Raw genomic sequence first — 23,035 nt, forward strand, 5'->3', positions numbered from 1 at the left:
CCGCAGCCGCGTCGGCAGCCGCCGGCAACCGCAACCAGCCTCAGGACCTTCCCTCTTCATGGCACTGCTACAGATAGCGGAACCCGGCGAGTCGACTCTGCCGCACCAGCACCGGCTAGCCGTCGGCATCGACCTCGGCACCACCAACTCACTGGTCGCGACCGTCCGCAGCGGCCTGGCGGTCGTCCTCAGCGATGAACTGGGTCGACCACTGCTGCCCTCGGTCGTCCGCTACCTGGCCGACGGACGCGCCGAGGTCGGCTACGAGGCGCAGGCGAGACAGGCCGATGATCCGCGCAACACGATCGTCTCGGTCAAGCGTTTCATGGGCCGCGGGCTGCGCGACATCGCCAATCATGAAGTCCTGCCCTACGTCTTCGACGACCGCCCCGGCATGCTCCGTGTGCACACGGTGGCCGGAAGCAAGAGCCCGGTCGAGGTCTCTGCCGACATCCTGCGCGTCCTGCGGCAACGTGCCGAGACATCGCTCGCCGGACCGCTGGTCGCTGCGGTGATCACGGTGCCTGCCTACTTCGACGATGCACAGCGGCAGGCAACGAAGGACGCGGCCCGGCTGGCCGGGCTGCCACTGATCCGGCTGCTCAACGAGCCGACCGCAGCGGCGATCGCCTACGGACTCGACAACGCCGCCGAAGGCATCTACGCGGTCTATGACCTGGGCGGCGGCACCTTCGACATCTCCATCCTCAGGCTGACGCGCGGCGTCTTCGAGGTTCTCGCCACCGGCGGCGACTCGGCGCTGGGCGGCGATGACTTCGACCACCGCATCTTCTGCTGGATTCTCGAAACCGCCGGACTGCGGCCGCTTTCGGTCGAGGATGCGCGCATGCTGCTGACGCGGGCGCGCGAAGCCAAGGAGTATCTGAGCTTCCATGGCATGGCGCCGATCAGCGCCCGCCTGAACAGCGGCGAGGTGGTCGATCTGACGCTCAGCACCGAAACCTTTGCCGAGATCACGCGCACGCTGCTCGCCAAGACGATGCAGCCGGTCAAGAAGGCGCTGCGCGACGCCGGCCTGTCGATCAGCGATGTCAAGGGGGTCGTGATGGTCGGCGGCGCGACACGCATGCCGCAGGTGCAACGGGCGGTCGGCGACTTCTTCCGTCAGGAGCCGCTGAACAACCTCGACCCGGACAAGGTGGTGGCGATCGGTGCAGCCATGCAGGCCAACCTGCTGGCCGGCAACGGCCGCGCCGGCGACGACTGGCTGCTGCTCGACGTGATTCCGCTGTCGCTCGGGATCGAGACGATGGGCGGGCTGGTCGAGAAGATCATTCCCCGCAACTCGACGATCCCGACGGCCCGGGCACAGGAGTTCACGACCTTTCGCGACGGCCAGACCGCACTCGCCGTGCACGTCGTCCAGGGCGAGCGCGAACTGGTCAGCGACTGCCGTTCGCTGGCGCGCTTCGAGCTGCATGGAATTCCGCCGCTGGTTGCCGGCGCAGCGCGCATTCGCGTCAGCTTCCAGGTCGACGCCGACGGGCTGCTGGCGGTCAGCGCGCGCGAGCAGACCGCGGGCGCTGAAGCGAGCATCGTCGTCAAGCCCTCGTACGGCCTGTCCGACGACGAGATCGCCCTGATGCTCAAGGACTCGCTGCTGCATGTGCGCGAAGATGCTGCCGTGCGGGCGCTGAAGGAATCGCAGGTCGATGCGCAGCGCCTGCTCGAAGCCGTGCGAACGGCGCTGGCGAGCGACGGCGAACTGCTGTCCGAAGGCGAGCGCGCGCGCGTCGAGGCGGACATTCTTCGGCTCGAGGATGCCGCCGGCGGCGACAACCGGCGGCAGATCATGCTGGCGATGGACGACCTCGAGGCCGACACCAAGGAGTTCGCCGCGCGGCGCATGGACAAGTCGATCCGGCAGGCCTTTGCCGGGCGCAACATCAGTGACATCGAGGCCGCCTTGCCGGCGCACAGTGGGGACATGCAATGACCCAGATCATCGTCCTGCCGCATGTCGAACTCTGTCCCGACGGGGCGCTTTTCGATGCCCGGGCCGGCGAGTCGATCTGCCAGAATCTGCTCGAGAACGGCATCGCCATCGAGCACGCCTGCGAGATGTCGTGCGCCTGCACGACCTGCCACGTCATCGTTCGCGAAGGTTTCGCGTCGCTCGAACCCTCCGACGAGGTGGAGGACGACCTCCTCGACAAGGCCTGGGGACTCGAACCCAACTCGCGCCTCTCGTGCCAGGCGATCGTCGGTCGGACGCCGCTGGTCATCGAGATCCCGCGTTACTCGATCAACATGGTCAAGGAGGGCAAGCGATGAAATGGACCGACATCAATGAAGTGGCCGTCGAACTGGCCGAAGCACATCCCGGAGTCGACCCGCTGCGGATCAACTTCGTCGACCTGATGAACTGGGTGCTCGCCCTGCCCGGCTTCGAGGACGACTCGCGCCACTGTGGCGAGAAGATCCTCGAGGCGATCCAGCAGGCCTGGATCGACGAGCTGGCATGAAACCGGACGACTTCGGCGGCAGCCAGCGCAACGTCCTCGGCGGTCCGCTGGGCTCATGCAGCGAAGAGCCGCTGACGGGTTTCTTCCGCGACGGCTGCTGCAATACCAGTGACGAGGACCTCGGCAGCCACACCGTCTGCGTCGTGCTGACCGCCGACTTCCTCGAGTTCTCGAAACGGCGCGGCAACGATCTGTCGACACCAAGGCCCGAGTTCGCCTTCCCCGGCCTCAAGGCCGGTGACCGCTGGTGCCTCTGTGCCGCCCGCTGGCGTGAAGCGCTGCAGGCTGGCAAGGCACCGCGCGTCGTCCTCAACGCGACCAACGAGGCCTGCCTGCTGATCGTCGGCCTCGACGACCTCAAGCGGCACGCGATCGACCTCAACTGAGCCTTCACCTCGGCCCCCGCCGGCAGGAGTTGCCGGCAACCCGGACCGGCCGCGACGGCTCAGATGATCATCAGCGACGTCTGCGCGCTGGCAGCGGCGTAATAGAGGCGAACGCCGACCCGGTAGAGGCGCCCGGTCTGCAACACCCGGTCGATGCGCGCGTTGACGTCGGTACCGCTGTCGTCGTCGGCGGCGATCTGCACGTTGCCGGCTGCGATCACCTCGAACAGCACCATGACCGTGTCCGAGCTGCCGCTGGTCTGCAAGCGGTAACTGCGCGTCACCGGCGGCCGGAACTCGAAGACGCGTGTTTCGCCACTTCCCAGCGCCAGGTTCTGCGCCACCCCGACCGTCAGGGCCGGCGCCGCCGGCTGCGCAGCCGAGCCGGGATAGGTCTGCCGGATCCAGTCCCGGTCGGCCGCAGACAGCCCTCCCTTCGGCTGCAGTCCGGCGCGATAGGCGGCCGGCTCGATGATCAGGCCGGCGCCGAAGGCATACTCCATCACCGAATCGGGATCCCAGGTGCTTCCCTTGACCTCCGCCGGGCTGATCTTGCGCAGGATGTTGAAGTCGATGTACTTGTCGTCCCACCTGTTTGGCGGACCCCGGAAGTAGCGCCGCACCGCATCGATATCCCAGGTGATGCCGGCAAACGGGTTCTGGTGCTCATGCTCGAGGCCGAGCGCATGGCCAATCTCGTGCATTGCCGTGTCGCGGCCGTAGGGCGTATCGAGCGGCCAGCCGAAGTTCATCGTCCGCTGCCGCGGATCGCGAATCGTCAGATTGTCACGGCCGACGTAGGACCACGATCCGCCAGCCTGATCGAAGCCGATCCGCAGGCTGGCGTCGGCCAGCTGCGCGACCTCGCGGAAGCTGATGCCGATCCCCAACCCGAACCAGTTGGCAAAGGCCTGGCGGACGGCTTCGATGTCACTGGCCGTGCCCTTCCAGCCATCGACCACATCGTCGCCAGCCTGAAAGCAGTGATAGCTCAGCTGCGTGCCGTTGACCCACTTCTTGCCGCCGGCGACGATCGCCCGCACCCGCTCCGGCGCCACCGCCGGATCGAACTGGCGCGGCTCGACGATCGGCTGGCAGCAATAACGCAGACCGGCTGCGCCGTCACCAGCGACAGCCACTTCTTCATTTCGGGGATCTTCCGCCATCTGATTCTCCTCTGCAGCGCAAGTGATGATCACGGGACCGCGGCTGCCGCCGGCAGCAGCCGGGCGCTGGGCTCGACTCCCGAGTCGACTGCCAGCATGCCGCCTGCCGCGCCCGCGGTCAACCCGTATCCTCGACCGTATCCTCGACCGGGCATGCCAGTCCGGCGGCAGCAAGGAGGCGGACAGCGGCATGCGCCAGGACCCACCGGGGAAAAGCTCCCGCTGCGCATTGACCGTGCTCGGGCCAGCTTGTAGAATGCCGCCTTTCTCGGGGCGTAGCGCAGCCTGGTAGCGCATCTGCTTTGGGAGCAGAGGGTCGTGAGTTCGAATCCCACCGCCCCGACCAGTTGGACAGGCAGCAATTGCCAGTAGCAGCAGGATGCGGTACCCGGCGAAAATGCAGGCAACAAGCAGGTCTCGCACTCTCGCGCCCGTAGCTCAACCGGATAGAGCACCGGCCTTCTAAGCCGGGGGTCGTGAGTTCGAGTCTCGCCGGGCGCGCCAGAATGACGGCGGTGTTAGCTCAGTTGGTAGAGCACTGGATTGTGATTCCAGTGGTCACGGGTTCGAATCCCGTACATCGCCCCATCAAATCACGTGTTTGGAATTGGCGTCCGGTCATGCTTCCTGGATGCCGGCCTGTGTTTCTGCCTCGCCCTTCTCATCACGCTTCCGCCCCTGTTGGGGCGGCCTCCGCAGCCGTTCGATGCGGCAAGGCGACCACTTCTCCGGCTGTCCGAAATTCCGAGGCCCGCTCTCCGTCCATCGCGCCGTCGCTGCAGTCGGCTGGGCCAGCGTAACGCAGCATTCGATTCGCAGGGTGGTGATTCCTCGCCAATCCCTCGGTCGTCTGCGTTACCATTCGACGGCATTGCTGCAGCACCTTCGGCGCAGTGGCCATCCCGCGGGAAGGGCGCACATGCCATGTAGCCCCGATTTGGCAAGGCTGAGGAGATTCAGGCAAGTGGGAGCTGTCTGCTTCATCCGGGAGCGCCCGAACAACAAGAGAAAGACATCAATGCTTCCTTACGCTCCTGGCGCGCGCGTCGTCGTTCGCGATGAAGAGTGGCTGGTTCGCCGCGTCGATCCATCGAGCGATGGCGGACACCTGCTCAGTTGCGATGGCGTATCCGAACTGGTGCGCGGCCGTTCTGCCCAGTTTCTGACGCAACTGGAGGATGAAATCCTGGTTCTGGACCCGGCCCGCACCGAGCTCGTGGCGGATACGAGTTCCCATTTCGACAGCACCTTCCTGTATCTCGAAGCGCAGCTACGCCGCAGCACGCCCAACGATCAGCAGATCCATCTGGGTCATCGCGCGGTCATGAATCTCGTGCCCTATCAGCTCGATCCCGCGCTGCAGGCCCTCAGACAGCCGCGTCAGCGGATCCTGATTGCCGATGCCGTCGGCCTGGGGAAAACGCTCGAGGCGGGCATTCTCACATCCGAGTTGATCCAGCGCGGGCGCGGGCAGCGTATCCTCGTCATCACGCTGAAGAGCATGCTGACCCAGTTCCAGAAGGAGTTCTGGAGCCGCTTCTCGATTCCTCTGGTGCGCCTGGATTCGGTTGGATTGCAGCGGGTGCGCAACAACATTCCCAGCAATCACAACCCGTTCAACTACTACGACCGCACGATCATCTCGATCGATACGCTCAAGAACAATCTCGAGTACCGCAATTTCCTGGAAAACGCCTGGTGGGACATCATCATCATCGACGAGTGCCACAACGTCGCGGCGCGCGGCAACGAGGATGGGCTATCGCGGCGTGCCCGGCTGGCCCGCCTGCTCGCCGGTCGTTCGGATACCATGATGCTGCTGTCGGCCACCCCACACGATGGATCGGCGCGCAGCTTCGCTTCGCTGATGAGCCTGCTCGACCCCACAGCCATCAGCGACCCGGATGACTACACGCCGGAGGATTTTCGCAGCAAGGGGCTGGTCGTCCGCCGCTTCAAGAAAGACATTCGCGATCAAGTCAGCGCCGATTTCCAGGAACGTATCACCGAGCAGTTGAAACAGCCTGCCAGCCCGCAGGAAGAAGCGGCCTACCGAGCTCTGCTGGCGATCCCGTTTACCCAGAAGGGCGAGCACCATGCCGGAAAGCAGCAGGAGTTGCAACGGGTCGGCATGCAGAAAGCCATGTTCTCCAGCCCATTCGCCGCGCTCGATTCCACCGGGCGGCGAATCGCTCTGCTGCGGGACAAGCCAGCCATCAGCGACGATGAACGAGCCGAGGTCGCCGCTCTGGAGGAGTTTGCCGCCGCCCTGCGCCAGATCGATGCCGCGAGTTTCAGCAAGTTTCAGCGCCTGGTACAGCGTCTCCAGGACCCCTCGTTCACCTGGCAAGCGGCCGACCCGTCAGACCGTCTGGTCATTTTCTCGGAGCGGATCGAAACGCTGCACTGGTTGCGGGAGAACCTGACCGGGGTGGCTGGCCTGAAGCCTGCCCACTTCGAAATCCTGCACGGCGGCATGACCGACACCGAACAGCAGGAACTGGTCGATCGCTTCGGTCGCCGGGACGACTCCGTGCGGGTCCTGCTGTGCTCCGATGTCGCCTCGGAAGGTCTCAACCTGCATTACTTCTGCCATCGACTGGTGCATTTCGATCTGCCGTGGTCGCTGATGGTATTCCAGCAGCGCAATGGCCGGGTCGATCGTTACGGCCAGGCGAGGCAACCGCGCATCGTCTACCTGTTCACGGAAACCGGCGTCGACCGCATCAAGGGCGACCTGCGCATTCTCGAAATCCTGCAAACCAAGGATGAGCAGGCCAACCGGAACCTCGGCGACCCGGCGTCGTTCCTGCATGTGTTCGATCCCGAAAGGGAAGCCGCCAAGGTCGCAGAGATCATGGCCGCGGGCACCAGTCCGCAGCAATTTGAAGCAGCGATCGATGCGGCGCAGGCGTCAACCGGACGGGCCGCCGCGGATGATGATGCCGACGCCAATGGCGACTGGCTGCTCAAGCTGTTCGCCCAGGCCGAACCAACAGGCGAGGCGGCGGCCACGCCCAGGCCCAGCACCGATTTCATCCGTGAGGGCATTTCCCTGTTCGGCGATGGCGAACTCAGCAGCGACTACGCCTTTGCCAGGACGGCGCTGGAGCAACTCTGCATTCCGACACCGATTGCCTCCTTCAGCCACGACGACGCCAGCCAGACGATCACGCTGAATGCGCCGCGTGACCTGCAGGAACGCCTGCGCGTCACCCTGCCGCTGGAAGTCCGCGACGAGCACCATCGCTATGCCCTGTGCGCCCACAAGACACGCATGGCCCAGGCCATCGAGCAGGCCCGTCAGGCCAGGGCGGATGAGGAGAGCTGGCCAGCGCTGCACTACCTCTGGCAACAGCATCCGATCATGGACTGGCTGTCGGACCGGGTGCTCACCGCCTTCGGCCGACATCGCGCCCCGGTCATCCAGTGTCCGCAAATGATCGAAGGCGAACAGGCCTTCGTGCTCATGGGCCTGATCCCCAACCGCAAGGGCCAGCCCTTGCTGATCGAGTGGCAGGTCGCGGTATGCAACGCTGGCGCCTGGACATTGCAGGCCTTCCCCGATTTCGTCGCCCGCACACGGCTCAAGGCCGGTACCCTGGCCAACCGCAACCGGGGGCTTGACACCGGCGCGCTGCAGGCCAACCTGCCGGGTGCGGTCGCCGCGATGAGGCATCACATGGTCGCCCTGCAGCGCCGCTTTGCTGCGGACATGACCGCCCGCCTGTCGGGAACACTGGCCGATCTGCAACGACTGCAAGCCAGGCAGATCGAGCAGCTTGAATTGCGCCTGGCCGCCAACCAGCAGGCCGAGCAGTTCAAGAAGACCCGACGCGAGCAGCGCACGCAGCACATCCGCAAGGTCTTCGATGAATACCGGCAGTGGGTGCAGGACAGCATGACCACCGAGCCACAGCCCTTCATCCAGGTGCTGGCGGCCGCCGTGCAATGAAGGGCGGCCCTCTCCCCCAACTCCTCTCCCGAGTGCCGGAGAGGCGAGTTAGCCGCGCCGTTTGACTGAACCCCTGCCGAGATTGCCACATGTCCGTCGCCCAGACCGTCCAGAGCTTCGCCGGCATCGCCAACGAGAACGAGTTCTATGGCCACCACTACCTGGCCGAAGTCTTCAAGGGCGACATCCGCGCCCGGATCGAGAGCTGGCAGGCCGCCGAGGAAGCCGCCGCCCAATCGCCCGCCGCCGGCGAAGCCGCTGCGGAGGTTCGTGCCGACAGCCGGGCGCCGCACAAACGCCTCGCCGGTCTCGGCGGCAAGTGGTTTGCCGCGCTCGCCACTCAGGCACGCCTGCGCGAAGACCGCGACCGGCTGCAGGCCCACCAGCAACTGCACGCCCCCTTGATCGAGGCCCTCGCTTACCCGCTCAACCCCCGGCAGATCGAGTTGCAGGCAGGCATGCCGGTGCCCATCTGGGCCGCCTTCGGCGAAGCGCATCAGGCGCCGCAGTTGCTGATCGTGCCGGCCTACCAGCCGGGTCGCGAAGACGAAGACCCGCTCGATCATCGTCTGACTGCGGCCCACTATGGCGGGCAGGAAATCCCGCCGGCGTTCAGCAGACTCTCCTGGCTGGAGATCCTCACCGAAGCGCTGTTCGGCACCGACCAGCCGCCGCGCTACGTCATTCTGGTCGGCTTCAGGGAATGGCTGCTGCTCGACCGCTACAAGTGGCCGAACAATCGCCTGCTGCGCTTCGACTGGAGCGAAATCCTCGACCGTAAGGAAAACCACACCCTGCAGGCGGCTGCCGCCCTGCTGCACCACGACAGCCTCGCGCCGAATCAGGGCGCCAGCCTGCTCGATGGCCTCGATGAAAACGCCCACAAGCACGCCTTCGGCGTCAGCGAGGACCTCAAGTACGCGCTGCGCGAAGCGATCGAGGCGCTCGGCAATGAAGCGGTGCGACAACTGCGCGAAAAGGCGCAGGCCGGCAAGCAAGGCTTCTACACAGGAAAGGACGCCGTCGACGCCGGCGAGCTGAGCCTCGAATGCCTGCGCCTGGTGTATCGCCTGCTGTTCCTGTTCTACATCGAAGCGCGTCCCGACCTCGGCTATGTGCCGATCCAGAAGAGCGAGATCTACGCCCGGGGCTACAGCCTCGAGTCCCTGCGCGATCTCGAACTGACGCCGCTCAATACCGCCGCTGCCCGCGACGGCCTCTTTTTCGACGCCACGCTGCGCCGCCTGTTCTCGCTGATCGGCCAGGGCTGTGGCGCAGTCGCCCAGCAGAGCGTCCTCGCCGGCAGCGCCAAGGAAGCCTTTGCGCTGGCGCCGCTCGACAGCAAGCTGTTTGATCCCGAGGCAACGCCGCTGCTCAACCAGGTGCGTTTCCCCAACCACGTCTGGCAACGCGTCATTCGCCTGATGTCGCTGTCGAGCGGCAAGGGCAAGGGGCACAAGAGCGGCCGGGTCAGCTATCAACTGCTGTCGATCAACCAGTTGGGCGCCGTCTATGAAGCGCTGCTCTCCTATCGCGGCTTCTTTGCCCCGGAAGACCTCTACGAGGTTCAGCCGGAACCCAAGAAGGCGTCAGCCAGCACCAGCGACGAGGACGACGAAGAGGGCGACCGTGAGGGTGAACAGCAGGGCGGCGGCAGCACCGACCTGATGGACAGCGCCTGGTTCGTACCGGCCAGCCGCATCGACCAGTACAAACCCGGCGAACGCGTCCATGACCTCGACGAGCGGGGGCACAGGAAGCTGCGCGTCTACCCGCGCGACACCTTCATCTATCGCCTGGCCGGGCGGGACCGGCAGAAGAGCGCCAGCTACTACACGCCGCAGGCGCTTACCCGTTGCCTGGTGAAGTACGCGCTCAAGGAACTGCTCAAGGACAAGACCGCCGACGACATCCTTGCCCTCACCGTCGTCGAACCGGCGATGGGCAGCGCCGCGTTCCTCAACGAAGCGGTCAATCAGTTGGCGGAAGCGTACCTCGAGCGCAAGCAGGCCGAGCTCAAGCGCCGCATCCCGCACGAGCAATACACCGTCGAGCTGCAGAAGACGCGAATGTACCTGGCCGACCGCAATGTCCATGGCGTCGACCTGAACCCCATCGCCACCGAACTCGCCGAAGTCAGCCTCTGGCTCAATGCCATCTACGGCGAACCGGCCGAGCCCGGCCAGCCGCCCAGGGCCGCCCGCGTCCCGTGGTTCGGCTACCAGCTCTTTTCCGGCAACAGCCTGATCGGCGCAAGGCGCGAGGTCTTCGCCGCGGCCCTCCTGCAAAAGGGGAGCAAACCCGCCTGGCACGACACCCCGCCGCGCCGCTGCGCCTTTCTCCCCTCTCCCGCCAGCGGGAGAGGGGCCGGGGGAGAGGGCGAAGTTCGCCGCCCCGACGAGGTCTACCACTTCCTGCTGCCCGACCCCGGCATGGCGAGTTACACCGACAAGGTGGCCAGGCAGCTCTACCCGGCGGACTTCGCGCGACTCAAGACCTGGCGCACGGCGATGAACAAGCCGCTCGAAGCGCACGAGATCCGGCGCCTGCTGCAGCTTTCCGAAGCCATCGACCAGTTGTGGTCGGAGCACGTCAAGCTCGTCGAGGCGGATCGCGCGCGCACCGAAGACCCGCTGGCGCTCTGGCCGCACGATTCGCGCCCTCAGCCTCCGGGAGAGGGCTGGGGCGAGGGCAAACGCACCTTCACCTCACGCGCGCAAAAGGAAGCCATTCGCAGCAAAGGCCTGCTCAATCGTGACGACGACCACGCCACGCCGTACCGCCGCCTCAAGCTGGTGATGGATTACTGGTGCGCGCTGTGGTTCTGGCCGATCACCCGCAGCGCCGAGCTGCCGAGCCGCGAGCAGTGGTGGCTGGAGGTCGGCGCCATCCTCGAAGGCAACATCGTCGACCTGTCGCCGCAGATCCCGATGGACTTCAGCGCCGCGCCGGAGGCGAAACCATTCCTGCCGGAAGTCCAGGCGACGCTGTTTGGCGCGGTGCAGCCGATGCTGGCAACCGCGCCGCCGCAGCCTCAACTGCACGACAAATTTGGCCAACTGCGGATCAGCAGGCTGCGAACCCATTTTTCGCGGGTGGCGACGGTCGAGGCCGTTGCCCGGCAAAGGCGCTTTCTGCATTGGGAACTGACGTTTGCCGATGTCTTCGCCAAGCGTGGCGGCTTCGACCTGGTCGTCGGCAATCCGCCGTGGCTCAAGGTCGAATGGAACGAAGCGGGGATACTCGGCGAGCGCAACCCGCTGGTCGCGATCCGCAAGCTGAGCGCCACCGAACTGGCGCAGCAGCGCAGCGCCGCCTTCGACGAGTTTCCCGGCCTGCAGGCGGAGTGGACGGCCGAACTCGAGGAGGCCGAAGCAACGCAGAACTACCTCAACGCGCAGCAGAACTATCCGCTGCTCAAGGGCGTGCAGACCAATCTCTACAAGTGCTTCCTGCCCGTTGGCTGGATGCTCGCCGGGCAGCGCGGCGTGGTGGGCTACCTGCATCCAGAGGGGCCGTATGACGATCCGCGGGGTGGGGCGCTAAGGGAAGCCGTGTATGCGCGGTTGCGGGCGCATTTGCAGTTTACCAACGAATTGCAGCTTTTCGCTGAAGTTGATCACCACACGAAGTACAGCATCAACGTCTATGGTCCGCCGCAAGCGCAGCCGCGTTTTGACCAGCTCGCCAATCTGTTCTCCCCTGCCACGGTGGATGCCTGTTACGCGCACGATGGCGTCGGTGCGGTCGGTGGCTACAAGAACGAAGAGGGCAAATGGAATACTGCCGGCCACGCCGATCGCATCGTCCGCGTCGCCGACGAGCAACTGGCGGTTTTCGCCCGGCTGTACGACGAACCCGGCACATTGCCGCGCCGCGCGCGATTGCCGGCGCTGCATGCGGGCCAGCTTTCCAGCGTGCTCGCCAAGCTTGCGGCCTATCCACGCCGCTTGGCTGACTTGGGCGACGAGTATTTCTCGACTGAAATGTGGCACGAAACCATGCAGCAGAACGACGGCACCATCATCCGCAATGCCGACCGCAGCGCACCCTTTGCCGCGACGCCAGAAGAATGGGTGCTCTCCGGTCCACATTTCTTCCTCGCCAACCCGTTCAACAAGACGCCGCGCGCCGTTTGCAGCGCCAACGGCCACTACGATCCGCTCGACCTCGAAACCCTGCCCGACGACTACCTGCCGCGCAGCAACTACCGGCCGATGGCCGACCGCGCCGAGTACGCCTGCCGCACTCCTCGCGTAAGCTGGAGCGAAGCCGAAAAGCTGACCTTGCCGTGGGATCAACTCACTGCGGAAGAACAAGCCCAACACGCCAGCGAGCAAGGCCAACCGGTTGCCGTGCAACGCTGGCGGCAGAAGCGGGTGACGGAGTATTTTCGGTATATGCATCGGCGTCGAATTGGCCCTTCATCGGAGCGAACGCTCAGTTCGACGCTAATTCCGCCAGATGCTGGACATATCAATACTGTTATTTCCCTGGCCTTTCGCGATCCTGGGCGCTTGGTAACCCTTGCTGGTCTCACCGCCAGTTGCGTGTTCGATTTTTTCGTCAAATCAACAGGCTTGCCAGATTTGTGGTCTACCACCTTAGATCGGTTGCCGTTTCTTGAAGTTGATTCGATCAAAGTTCGTGCCCTCGCCCTCAACTGCCTCACCACCCACTACGCCCCGCTCTGGGCCGAAGTCTTCACCCCCGCCTTCAGCACCCAGCGCTGGAGCCAACCCGACAACCCGCGCCTGCCGCAGGATTTCTTCACCAGGCTCACACCCGAATGGCAACGCCAGTGCGCCCTGCGTACCGACTACGCCCGCCGCATGGCGCTGGTCGAAATCGACGTACTGGTCGCCCAGGCCCTTGGCCTCACCCTCGACGAACTGCTGCTGATCTACCGCGTCCAGTTCCCGGTGATGCAGGGCTACGAGCGCGACACCTGGTACGACCTGGCCGGCCGCATCGTGTTCACCAACAGCAAGGGCCTGGTCGGCGTCGGCCTGCCGCGCAAGGGCGGTCGAGCTACCGCCGACGTCACATTCACCACCCCCGATGGCCGCAGCCAGACCGGCAAGTATGGCTGGGACGATATCCACGCCCTGCAGCAAGCCGGTACCCTGCCCGCCGGCAGCACCGTCACGACCAGCCTTCTCGACGACACACAGCCCGGCGGCCCGCAAACCCGAGCCCGCAGCTACACCGCCCCCTTCGCCCTCGCCAGCCGCGAAGCCGATTACCGCATCGCGTGGGCATTTTTCGAGCACAATAGCCGCCAATGAATCGCGGCCTGATCGTGTCAGCGCGAGTCTTCGCTGATCCCCCGGGGCGCTGCGGGGACAGACCGGTTCGGTGCTGGATGAAGGAGGTATTTGGCATGCCAAGCGAAGAGGATAGGCTGATCCGCGAGATGGTCGATACGATCGTTCGCGAAGCCGATCCCGATGCCGTGATCCTGTTTGGTTCGCGAGCACGTGGGGACGCCCGACCGGGTTCCGACGTCGATCTCCTGATCGTCGAGCGTGAGCCCTTCAGCCCACAGCGCAGTCGCCGCCGGGAAACGGCGCGCCTGTACCTGGCCGTGCGCAGGCTGGCGATCGCCAAGGACTTGCTGCTCTATAGCCGCGACGAGTTCGAGCGACTCAAGGATTCTCCGCACCACATCGTCGGCCGTGCCCAACGTGAAGGAAAGGTCCTGCATGCACGCGGCTGATCACGCGCAGGACTTGCTGCGCATGGCGCGCAAGGATTTCGATGCCCTGCGCGGCATGCTCGACCATCCGCTGTTCGCCGACGAGATTTTCGGCTTTCACGCGCAGCAGGCGATCGAGAAGTCGCTCAAGGCGTGGTTGGCCGCCCGGTCGGTGTCGTTCCCGCTGACCCATGACCTGTCGCGCCTGCTCGGCCTGCTGGAAGAGAACGGGAGCGACGTCAGTACGTTCTGGCCACTCGTTCAGTACACGGTCTTCGCCGTGCAGGCCCGCTACGAAGCTGGCCTGATGGAGACCGAGGCGCCGATCGACCGGAGGGCCGTGATCGACGAGGTGCAGCAGTTGCTCGGCACCGTCGCGCGACTGATCGGGGCGACCGTGGGCGAAACGCGCGAGCGGGACAGGCGGTGACCGACCCGTGTTCAGGCTCGGTAACAGGTGAAAGAAAGGGTAACTACTCCCTGGTAGGGGCAATAGTGGGGGTAACAGCCGGCGTTGACGCCACGCATGGGGGGTTCCCGAATACAGCGAAGCAATGTCCATGAACGTCAAGACCGAATTCATCGAAATCGATTTGCACGCCGACGAGAAGAAGCTCATCCTCGATCTGGCCTGTTTTTGGGTGACGGACGAAACGAGCCTGGCGGATCTCAGGAACCCCCGGAAGAAATGGATCCGCTTCAACCCATTGGTGGTGTCCGAGGTCATTGGTGAGTTGTCGTATCACTACAACCGCTGCAGGAACGCCGCCCGATCAGAACGGCTGGATGCGCTGATCAGCCATCTTGAAAACGTGCTTGCCGCCAGCCAGAGATAGTCACCCCCATGTTGCCCTCACTGCTCGCGCGCGAGATCCAGAATGGCCTGAAGCACTTCCTGACGACAGGGTTCGAACCTTCCGACCGCCTCTTCGCCGGCATCATGCAGCGATTCACCGACGACGAGAGCCGCTGGCTGAAAGGCCCCTATATCCAGATCGGGCTGCCGTTCCGAACCGGCACTCGGGGCAGGAGCTTTTTCGGGAGTTTCGAGACGGAGCATCCCGGCCACGTCCATCAGGAAGCGGCGTGGCAACGACTGGCGAGTCGGCTCGACGCGGCCGGGACGCTCATCGCCACCGGCACCGGCAGCGGCAAGACCGAGTGTTTCCTGTACCCGTTGCTTGATCACTGCGCGCGTGCCTGCAGTGACGGCGCTGCGGGTATCAAGGCACTGGTGATCTACCCGATGAACGCGCTGGCGACTGACCAGGCGCGGCGTTTTGCGCAGGTGATTGCCCGCACACCGGCATTCAAGGGGCTGCGGGTGGGCCTGTTCATCGGCGGGCGGCCGGGCAAGGACGGGCAGGGCCTGCCGGCCATGACCGCGACCAGCGTCATCACCGACCGGGAAACGCTGCGCCAGGATCCGCCCGACATCCTGCTGACCAACTACAAGATGCTCGACTACCTGTTGATTCGGCCCAGGGATCGGCTGCTGTGGGCCAGGAACACGGCCGAGACCCTGCGCTATGTGGTGGTCGATGAGCTGCACACCTTCGACGGTGCCCAGGGGACCGACCTGGCCTTGCTGCTGCGCCGCCTGCGCGCCCGCCTGAAGACCCCCGCCGGGCATCTGATCTGTGCCGGGACTTCGGCGACCCTGGGCGGCAACTCCGATACCGCGCCCTTGCGCGAGTACGCCCGGCAGATTTTCGGGGTGGATTTTCCGCCCGAGTCGGTGGTGACGGAAAATCGCCTGGACGAGATCGAGTTCCTGGGAAACAGCGTCATCGAGCATGTGCTCCATCCCCGCCCCGACTTTGCTGCGCTGCTCGATGCCGATCGCTATCGATCGCAAGCGGCGGCGGTCGACGCCTGGTTCCGCCTGTTCTTCCCCGGCGTGACGCCGCCGGTCGACGTCAACGACCTCGCCTGGCGCAGCGCACTCGGCGCTGCACTCAAGAAGCACCTGTTGTTCATCAACCTGCTGAAGCTGATCAGAGGCCGCATCGTCTCGCTGAGCGAGCTTCAGGCGCAGATGCAGGGTCCCCTGCCCGAGGTGGCACGACCGCACATTGGCAGGGTGCTCGATGCCCTGCTGGTGCTCGTCGCCTGGGCCCGCCATCCGGACGGCCAGCCGCTGGTCACATTGCGCGTGCAACTGTGGATGCGCGAACTGCGGCGCATGGTCACGCAGCTTCGCAGTGACCCGAACAAGATCGAGCTGCGCGCCGAAAGCGACGTCAGACGCGAGCCCGGCAAGCTCTATCTGCCACTGCTGCAATGTGCCGATTGCCACACCACCGGCTGGTTGAGCCGTCTGCCAAACGGCCAGTCCAGGCTGTCGACCGATCTTGACGAGATTTACAACACCTGGTTCTCCGGGCAGCCAGAGGCCTTGCGCCTGTATTGCGCTGCGGGCCTGCGCCGGCCCCTGTGCGACGGCATCGTGCAGCGCGTTTGTACGCAGTGCGGCCATCTGCAGGGTGGCCCCGGGGAATGCGCTGCCTGCGGCCACGGTGATCTGGTGGAGGTCTTCCGGGTGACGGCAAGTCGGACGACGACGACGAAGGCGGGTGTCTCGCACACCTGGCACGATCCGGCGTGTCCGGCCTGTGGCAGCAAGTTCCGGCAACTCCTGCTCGGCGCGCGCAACGCGACGCTGGGTGCGGTGACGATCGAGCAGACCTGGGCCAGCCCGTTCAATGACGACAAGAAGCTGATCGCGTTCTCTGATTCGGTGCAGGATGCCGCGCATCGGGCGGGCTTCTTCACTGCGCGCACCTACCTCAACACGGTGCGAACGGGTCTGGCGCAGGTCATCGACCAGCTTGCCACGCCGCAGTGTTCCTGGAATACGTTTCTCGACCGGGCGGCCAGCCTGTGGCAGGAGACGGACTCACCACTGGCGATGCCTGTGGAGCGATTCGTCGCGGAGTTCATCGGTCCGAACATGATGTGGCAGCGCGATTGGGCGGTATCGATGCAGGCGCATGACCATTTGCCAAAGGACAGCCACTTGCCAGAGCGGGTCAGGAAGCGTTTGCGCTGGCAGGCGTTTGCCGAATTCACCTACCTCAGTCGGCGGGGACGCAATCTGGACGCGATTGGCAAGGCGACGCTGGCTCCCCGTCTCGACGATATCGATCGGGCAGCCGATGCGCTGTTGCCGGTTCTGCAGGAAGTCTTTGGCATTCGCCATGCCGTCCGGCGGACCGTCGTGCAGTGGCTTTGGGGCTTTGTCTGTCACTTGCGACAGCGTGGCGCGGTGGCCATGCCGGAATTGATGGCCTATGCACGCGACGGCAATCTATTCGCCTTCACGCGCACGCAGGGACGTGGCGAGTGGCTGCCGGGCATGGGCGAGCGTACGCCGCGCCCGGTTTTCCTGTCGCTGGGGCGGGAGCGCGGATTTGACCACCTGGTGAATCCGCAGGCGCCGACCTTCTTTCAGACCTGGCTGTTGGCCACCCTGGGGGCGGACGGGTTGCTGCCAGGCAAAGCGGACGAGGCCATCTACGCTCGGGCGATCGATGCACTGGTTCAGGAAGGCGTCGTGCTGCGCATCGTGGCACAACCCGTCGATGTGGTGGCCCTGAATCCGGCGGCACTGGTGATCGAAACCCGGCTGGCGCGGCTGGTTTCGGCGCAGGGAAAGCGTGCGCTGACCGTTCCCGACGATGCTGCGGCGGCTCTTCTGGGCATGCCCTGCCTGGATGCAGCGCAGGAGACCTATGCCGAACGCCTCGACGCCGGCGGCTGGCTGGCCCGGCACTTCAGCCGCGGTGACCTGCGCCGGGTGTTTTCAGCCGAACATACCGGCCTGCTGCCAGGGGGGCAACGCGAGGACCTGGAACGCCGGTTCAAGGCCAGGCATCCGCTCCCCTGGTACGAAAACCTGTTGTCGGCAACGCCCACGCTCGAGATGGGGGTCGATATCGGCGATCTGTCGTCGGTGTTGCTCTGTTCCGTCCCGCCGAACCAGGCCAGCTACCTGCAGCGCATCGGCCGCGCCGGGCGGCGCGATGGCAATGCCTTCACGGCTACCCTGGCCGATGGCGCGAGTCCGCACGACCTGTATTTCTTTGCCGACACCGACGAGATGTTGCAGGGCGAGGTGGCTCCGCCGGGTATTTTCCTGAAGGCTGCCGAAGTGCTGCGCCGGCAGATGTTTGCCTTTTGTCTCGATGACTGGGTCGGCTCCGGCATTGCCGATAGCGCGCTGCCAGACAAGACCCGGGACGCGCTCAATGCGCGCGACAGCCTCGACCAGACGCGTTTTCCCTACACCTTTCTGGAGTACATCCTTGCGCACGAAGAGCGCCTGCTGAGCGGTTTCATGGCGCTGCTCGGGGCAGACCTCGATGATCGCGTCGCGGTTCGCCTGCGCGGCTTCCTGCAGGGCAACGACGAAGACGATGCCCTGCGTCTTCGCCTGAGCAAGCTGCTCGAGGAGCTGGCCAGGGAACGCAAGACGCACCGTGATCGCGGGGTGTCGATCAGGAAGCAGATCAAGTCACTCAAGGCACGTCCGCAGGATGAGGCCAGCCGGGATGAGATCGCCCATCTCGAGCGCGAGCGGCAGAAAGCCCTGGAACTGGTCAAGGAGATCAATCAGCGTGACTTGCTGAACACCCTCACCGATGCGGGACTGATCCCGAACTACGCTTTCCCCGAGGCAGGGGTCGAGTTGAAGTCGCTACTTTGGCGGAAGAAGGGAAGCGACGATCCGGAAGGCTCGACGACGTACATTTCATTGCCGGCCGAACGCTATGAACGACCGGCACAATCGGCACTCTCGGAATTTGCACCGGAGAACGTCTTCTATGCCAACCAGCGCCGGGTCGAGATCGACCAGATCAACGTCGGTCTTTCGTCGCTCGAGACGTGGCGTATGTGCCCAACCTGCCAGCACATGGAGAATCTGGAGATCCATGCCGACAGCCATGCCTCGTGTCCGCGCTGCGGCGACCCGATGTGGGCGAATGTTTCCCAGCAACGTCAGTTGCTTCGGTTCAGGCAGGCGATTGCCAACAGCAACGATACCGAAGTGCGGATCGACGACAGCGCTGAAGATCGTGAGCCGAAGTTCTACGTACGCCAGATGCTGGCCGATTTCGAGATCAGGGATATCAGGGAGGCGTATCGGCTGGCTGCGCCGGACCTGCCTTTCGGTTTCGAGTTCATCGAGCGGGTGGTCTTCCGGGATGTGAATTTTGGCGAGCCCACCAAACCCGGCGAGTCTTACGCCGTCGCCGGACAACAGAGGCCGCGCCCGGGGTTCAAGCTCTGCAAGCATTGTGGGCAGATCCAGAGGGCGCCGCGCAATGCCCGCGAACGCGAGCTGGCTCAGTTCCATGCCTTTGACTGCGAGAAACGGGGTAGCGATGACCCCGACAACCTCATCGACTGCCTCTACCTGTACCGTGAGTTCTCGTCGGAAGCGTTGCGGATTCTCGTACCCTACACCCGTTCGGGGGTCGATGAAGCCTCCGTTCAGTCCTTCATGGCAGCCCTGCGGATTGGTCTCAGGAAGCGATTTGGCGGCAAGGTCGATCACCTGCGGATGTTGACGCAGGAGGAGAAGGGTCAGGAAGGCGCCGCGAATCGGCAGTACGTGCTGCTTTACGACTCGGTGCCGGGCGGAACGGGCTACCTGCACGAATTGCTGGCCAATGAGGCACAAACGTTGGTCGAGTTGCTGCGCCTGGCGCTGGCCCACCTCGCCGCGTGTTCCTGCAATGCCGATGCCGAGAAGGATGGCTGCTACCGATGCGTGTATCAGTACCGGCTGGGGCGTGCGATGGCGCTGGTCTCGCGCGATCGCGCGCGATTGCTGCTCGAGGAGTTGGTCGAAAGACTCGGGCAGCTTGAGCGCGTTGCCTCGGTTGCCGACATCTACATCAATCCCAACTTTGACTCGGAACTCGAGGCGCGTTTCATCGAGAGCCTGCGCCGCCTGAGCGGGGTGGGTGGGCTGCCGTTCGTGAAGCTGGTGCAGGATATTGTTCAGGGCAAGTCGGGCTATTTGCTCGAGGTCGGCGAGCAGCGCTATTGGGTCGAGCCGCAGGTTGATCTGGGGGCCAACGAGGGGATCAAGGCGGCCTGTCGGCCCGACTTCGTGCTCTGGCCGACGCAGAGCAAATCGCCGAGGCGCCCGATCGCCGTTTTTTGTGACGGCTGGGCCCACCATCAGGCCTCGACCCGAGAAGATGCCCACAAGCGCAGTGCCCTGGTCGCGAGCGGCAGATTCTGGGTCTGGTCGCTGACCTGGGAGGATGTCCAGGCCGCGATTGACGGGACGCTGGATACGAGCCTGGCGGACTGCCTGGAGGCGATGTGCTTCAACGAAAAGGGAGCCCTTCCGCCCCCACTGCGTTCACTGCTCGACGACGACCTCTGGACGCGGCACGCCGTGGCTGTCCTGATGCAGTGGTTGGGCAAGCCAGCTGGAGAGGGAGGGGATCAACAGGTCGGCAGATTGGCCCGGCATGCGGGCGCCACTGCCTTCCGCATGGTCCCCCACCCACAGGACGCTCTTCTCGAAGAAGCGCGAAACCAGTTACTGAACTTCTGGAACGGGCTGGATAACCTGCCCTGTGAGCATCCCGCCCGGAGTGTTCCCTGTGGCAATGTGAGTGATGTTTCCTTGAAACTGCGCTACTGGTGGCCGGGTGAGCTGGCGAACCTGTCGGTTGCCATTCCGGTCAGCCCCGGGTTCGTCATCTTCGACGACTCGCGTCTCCAAGATGAGCCGGAGCGGCATCTGGTCTGGCGGCGCTGGTTGTGGTTGTTCAATATCTTCCAGACGCTGCCGGGTTTTCTGCTCGCCACACAGGCGGGGCTGGACGCCGCTGATCATCGCGTGCTCGGCTTTGCCACGAGTGCCTCTCCTGCGTCCAGCGCGCAGGGGGCAGCGCACGCGGCCGCCTGGGCTGCGGTCATCGAACAGGCCATGAGTTCGCTGGCCGAGGGATTGCTGGTCTTGATGGATGCCGGTTTGTCACCCCCTGACGAGGTGGGTTACGAACTGGAACAAGCTGGCGATGTGGTCGCCGAAGCCGAACTGGCCTGGGTTGCGCAGAAGCGGGTACTCTTGATGCCAGCCCAGGCGGACAGTGCAGCCGTCTGGCAGGCCAACGGATGGCAGACATGGATGGCCGATGGTCAGTGGCCTCAGCAGTTGGCTGATGTACTCGGTCAACATGGCGTGCAGGAAGACACACAGCAGGAGAGCCAGGAATGACTTTCAAACCAAAGGTGGCGCTGGCGCAGGATTTTCTGGCCAATCTGGCCACGCTGGCCGCCGCCGTGCAGGGGAAGGTGCTGAAATGGGCCTTGCGTTTTCAGAGTGATCCCACGGCCAGTGGCATCAACTACGAGCCCATCAACGGTGCCCGTGACAGGAACCTGAAGTCTGTCCGTATCGACCAGGACTGGCGCGGCATTGTCTTCAAACCCCCAGCCGGGGACGTTTACGTGCTGATGTACGTGGATCACCATGACGATGCGTACCGGTGGGCGGAGGGACGACGCGTCGCGGTGAACCCGACGACCGGTGCGCTGCAGGTGTTTGCGGTCGAAAGCCTGGTCGAGCCCGCGTTGGAGCAGGCACGTCTGACAGCGGCGCCCAGACCGGGCGTTGAGCTGCAAGCGCAGCCGTTGGAACAAGCGCAGACGCCGATGTTTGCAGCTCTGTCGGACGCGGACCTGCTGAGCATCGGCACTCCGGAGGAACTCCTCGGGCAAGTCAGATCGATTCGCACCGAGTTCGAGCTGGATGCCGTGCAAGACTTGCTGCCGGTTGAGGCCTATGAGGGTTTGTTCCTGATTGCGGCTGGCGATAGCGTGTCCGATGTGCTGATTTCGCGGGAAACTCGTGTCGACCGCCCAATCGATACGGAGGACTTCGCAACGGCCATCGAGACAGCCGAATCGCAATCCCGCTTCGTGGTGGTCGCGGATGAGGAGACGATGGCGGCCATGTTGAATTCGCCGCTTGCGCAGTGGCGGGTTTTCCTGCATCCGACCCAACGCAAGCTGGCGCAAGGCGATCGTGGCGGCCCCATGCGGGTACTGGGCGGCGCGGGGACCGGCAAGACGGTTCTGGCGATGCATCGGGCGAAATGGCTGGCCGAGAATCGGGCCACGGCCGAGAAGAAGGTCTTCTTCACGACCTTCACGCGCAATCTGGCGGCAGACATCGAGGAAAACCTGAAGACCTTCTGCAGTCCTGGTGTGATGCAGAAGATCGAGGTGAAGAATCTCGATGCCTGGGTGCATGGCTTTCTTCGACGCTACAAGTACGATCATCAAATCATCTACAACCGCAAGCAAGGGGAAGCGGCGGAAGCCTGGCAACGCGCGCTGGCGCTCCAGGACACCAGCCTTGCCTTGCCGCCAGACTTTTACGAGGATGAGCTTGAGCGCGTCGTTCTCGCGCAGGGGATCAACTCGCGTGATGACTATCGCCAGGCCAGGAGGACGGGGCGAGGTGTGGTGCTGACGCGTGGCAAGCGTGATGCGATCTGGCCCGTCTTTGAAGAATACCGGGCGCAACTGGCCAGTCGCAAGCTGAAGGAGGTCGATGACGCCTATCGCGATGCAGCGGCCCTGCTAAGGGACAAACCACCAGCGTACTCTGCGGTCATCGCTGATGAAACGCAGGATTTCGGACCGCAGGCGCTGCGGCTGCTACGTGCGATGGTGCCGGCAGCGCCCAACGATCTCCTGTTTGTCGGCGATGGCCATCAGCGCATCTACCCCCGGAATCGCGCTTCAATGAGTGCCTCAGGCATCAATATCCGAGGCCGGTCGCGCAAGCTGTACCTCAACTATCGGACCACGGAGGAAATCCGTCGTCTGGCGGTTGCCACGCTGGAAGGTTGTGGGGTCGATGATCTCGACGAAGGCTCCGATGAGGTCAGGCGCTACAAGTCGCTTTCCCACGGGCCGATCCCGAGGACGCTTGCTTTCCAGCATCTGGAAGACGCGCTCTCCAGCTTGCTCCCGATGGTTCAGGCAGGCCTGGCCGAAGCACGTTCCGTTTGTGTGATTGTGCCTACCCGGCACGATGCCGTGGCGGTCCAGGGGGCCTTGAGGGCTGCAGAGTTACCGACAACGCTCCTGGGTCCGGACGAGCGTGACAACCCAGATTCGAGGTCAGTGCGCATTTCGACGATGCATCGTGCCAAGGGTCTTGAATTCGATGAAGTGGTCTTGTTGAGCCCCCGGGATTGCCGCGGCCTGAAAGCGCGTCCGGATGATCTTCAGCGTCTTCAGTACGTGGCCATGACGCGAGCCAGGAAAGTGGTGACGCTTGTCCGATACTAGGCGGACTGGGA

Annotated in this window: 12 protein-coding genes and 3 tRNA genes; 14 read left to right on the forward strand and 1 reads right to left on the reverse strand. The window is 64.4% G+C overall.

Translation table 11 applies throughout. The features are described from left to right. Positions 1-58 precede the first annotated feature (58 nt). From hscA to HT579_13470, 4 genes are read left to right on the forward strand one after another with little or no spacing between them, the layout of a single operon-like run. Positions 59-1,957, forward strand: a complete 1,899-nt coding sequence (hscA, locus tag HT579_13455) for a Fe-S protein assembly chaperone HscA (GenBank protein QKS29827.1) — start codon at positions 59-61, stop codon at positions 1,955-1,957. Continuing rightward, a complete protein-coding gene (gene fdx, locus HT579_13460) occupies positions 1,954-2,295 on the forward strand; it encodes an ISC system 2Fe-2S type ferredoxin (protein ID QKS29828.1) in 342 nt (113 codons plus the stop codon). The genes hscA and fdx overlap by 4 nt, the downstream gene beginning before the upstream one ends. Continuing rightward, on the forward strand, positions 2,292-2,486 hold the full coding sequence (gene iscX / locus HT579_13465; protein ID QKS29829.1) for a Fe-S cluster assembly protein IscX: 195 nt from the start codon (positions 2,292-2,294) through the stop codon (positions 2,484-2,486). The genes fdx and iscX overlap by 4 nt, the downstream gene beginning before the upstream one ends. Continuing rightward, positions 2,483-2,872 carry a DUF2237 domain-containing protein gene (locus HT579_13470; protein ID QKS29830.1) on the forward strand — a complete coding sequence of 130 codons (390 nt, stop codon included), beginning with the start codon at positions 2,483-2,485 and terminating at the stop codon, positions 2,870-2,872. Before iscX ends, HT579_13470 begins: the two co-directional genes overlap by 4 nt. 59 nt (positions 2,873-2,931) lie before the next feature. Here HT579_13470 and HT579_13475 read toward each other — a convergent pair whose 3' ends face one another. Beyond that, on the reverse strand, positions 2,932-4,038 hold the full coding sequence (locus HT579_13475) for a hypothetical protein (protein ID QKS29831.1): 1,107 nt from the start codon (positions 4,036-4,038) through the stop codon (positions 2,932-2,934). 269 nt (positions 4,039-4,307) lie between these two features. Here HT579_13475 and HT579_13480 point away from each other — a divergent pair. The 10 genes from HT579_13480 to HT579_13525 all read left to right on the forward strand — a co-directional run bounded on the left by HT579_13480 (position 4,308) and on the right by HT579_13525 (position 23,024). After that, a tRNA-Pro gene (locus tag HT579_13480) sits at positions 4,308-4,384 on the forward strand. Between the two features lie 81 nt (positions 4,385-4,465). Next, positions 4,466-4,542 (forward strand) — tRNA-Arg (locus HT579_13485). An 8-nt stretch (positions 4,543-4,550) separates the two neighbouring features. After that, a tRNA-His gene (locus HT579_13490) sits at positions 4,551-4,626 on the forward strand. Between the two features lie 430 nt (positions 4,627-5,056). Continuing rightward, entirely contained in the window at positions 5,057-7,993 is a 2,937-nt protein-coding gene (locus HT579_13495; GenBank protein QKS31645.1) for a DEAD/DEAH box helicase, read from the forward strand. A gap of 89 nt (positions 7,994-8,082) precedes the next feature. Continuing rightward, positions 8,083-13,281, forward strand: a complete 5,199-nt coding sequence (locus HT579_13500) for a class I SAM-dependent DNA methyltransferase (GenBank protein QKS29832.1) — start codon at positions 8,083-8,085, stop codon at positions 13,279-13,281. Between the two features lie 95 nt (positions 13,282-13,376). Next, entirely contained in the window at positions 13,377-13,712 is a 336-nt protein-coding gene (locus tag HT579_13505; protein ID QKS29833.1) for a nucleotidyltransferase domain-containing protein, read from the forward strand. Beyond that, entirely contained in the window at positions 13,699-14,121 is a 423-nt protein-coding gene (locus HT579_13510) for a HEPN domain-containing protein (protein QKS29834.1), read from the forward strand. The genes HT579_13505 and HT579_13510 overlap by 14 nt, the downstream gene beginning before the upstream one ends. Before the next feature lie 130 nt (positions 14,122-14,251). Further along, the gene (locus tag HT579_13515) at positions 14,252-14,527 is read left to right on the forward strand and encodes a hypothetical protein (protein QKS29835.1); all 276 of its coding nucleotides are present in this window, start codon (positions 14,252-14,254) and stop codon (positions 14,525-14,527) included. Between the two features lie 8 nt (positions 14,528-14,535). Further along, a complete protein-coding gene (locus HT579_13520) occupies positions 14,536-20,937 on the forward strand; it encodes a DEAD/DEAH box helicase (GenBank protein QKS29836.1) in 6,402 nt (2,133 codons plus the stop codon). Beyond that, positions 20,934-23,024, forward strand: coding sequence for a DEAD/DEAH box helicase (locus HT579_13525; protein QKS29837.1), 2,091 nt, complete (start codon positions 20,934-20,936; stop codon positions 23,022-23,024). The genes HT579_13520 and HT579_13525 overlap by 4 nt, the downstream gene beginning before the upstream one ends. The last annotated feature ends 11 nt before the right edge of the window (positions 23,025-23,035 follow it).

The organism is Candidatus Accumulibacter similis (assembly GCA_013347225.1).
GTDB lineage: Bacteria > Pseudomonadota > Gammaproteobacteria > Burkholderiales > Rhodocyclaceae > Accumulibacter > Accumulibacter similis.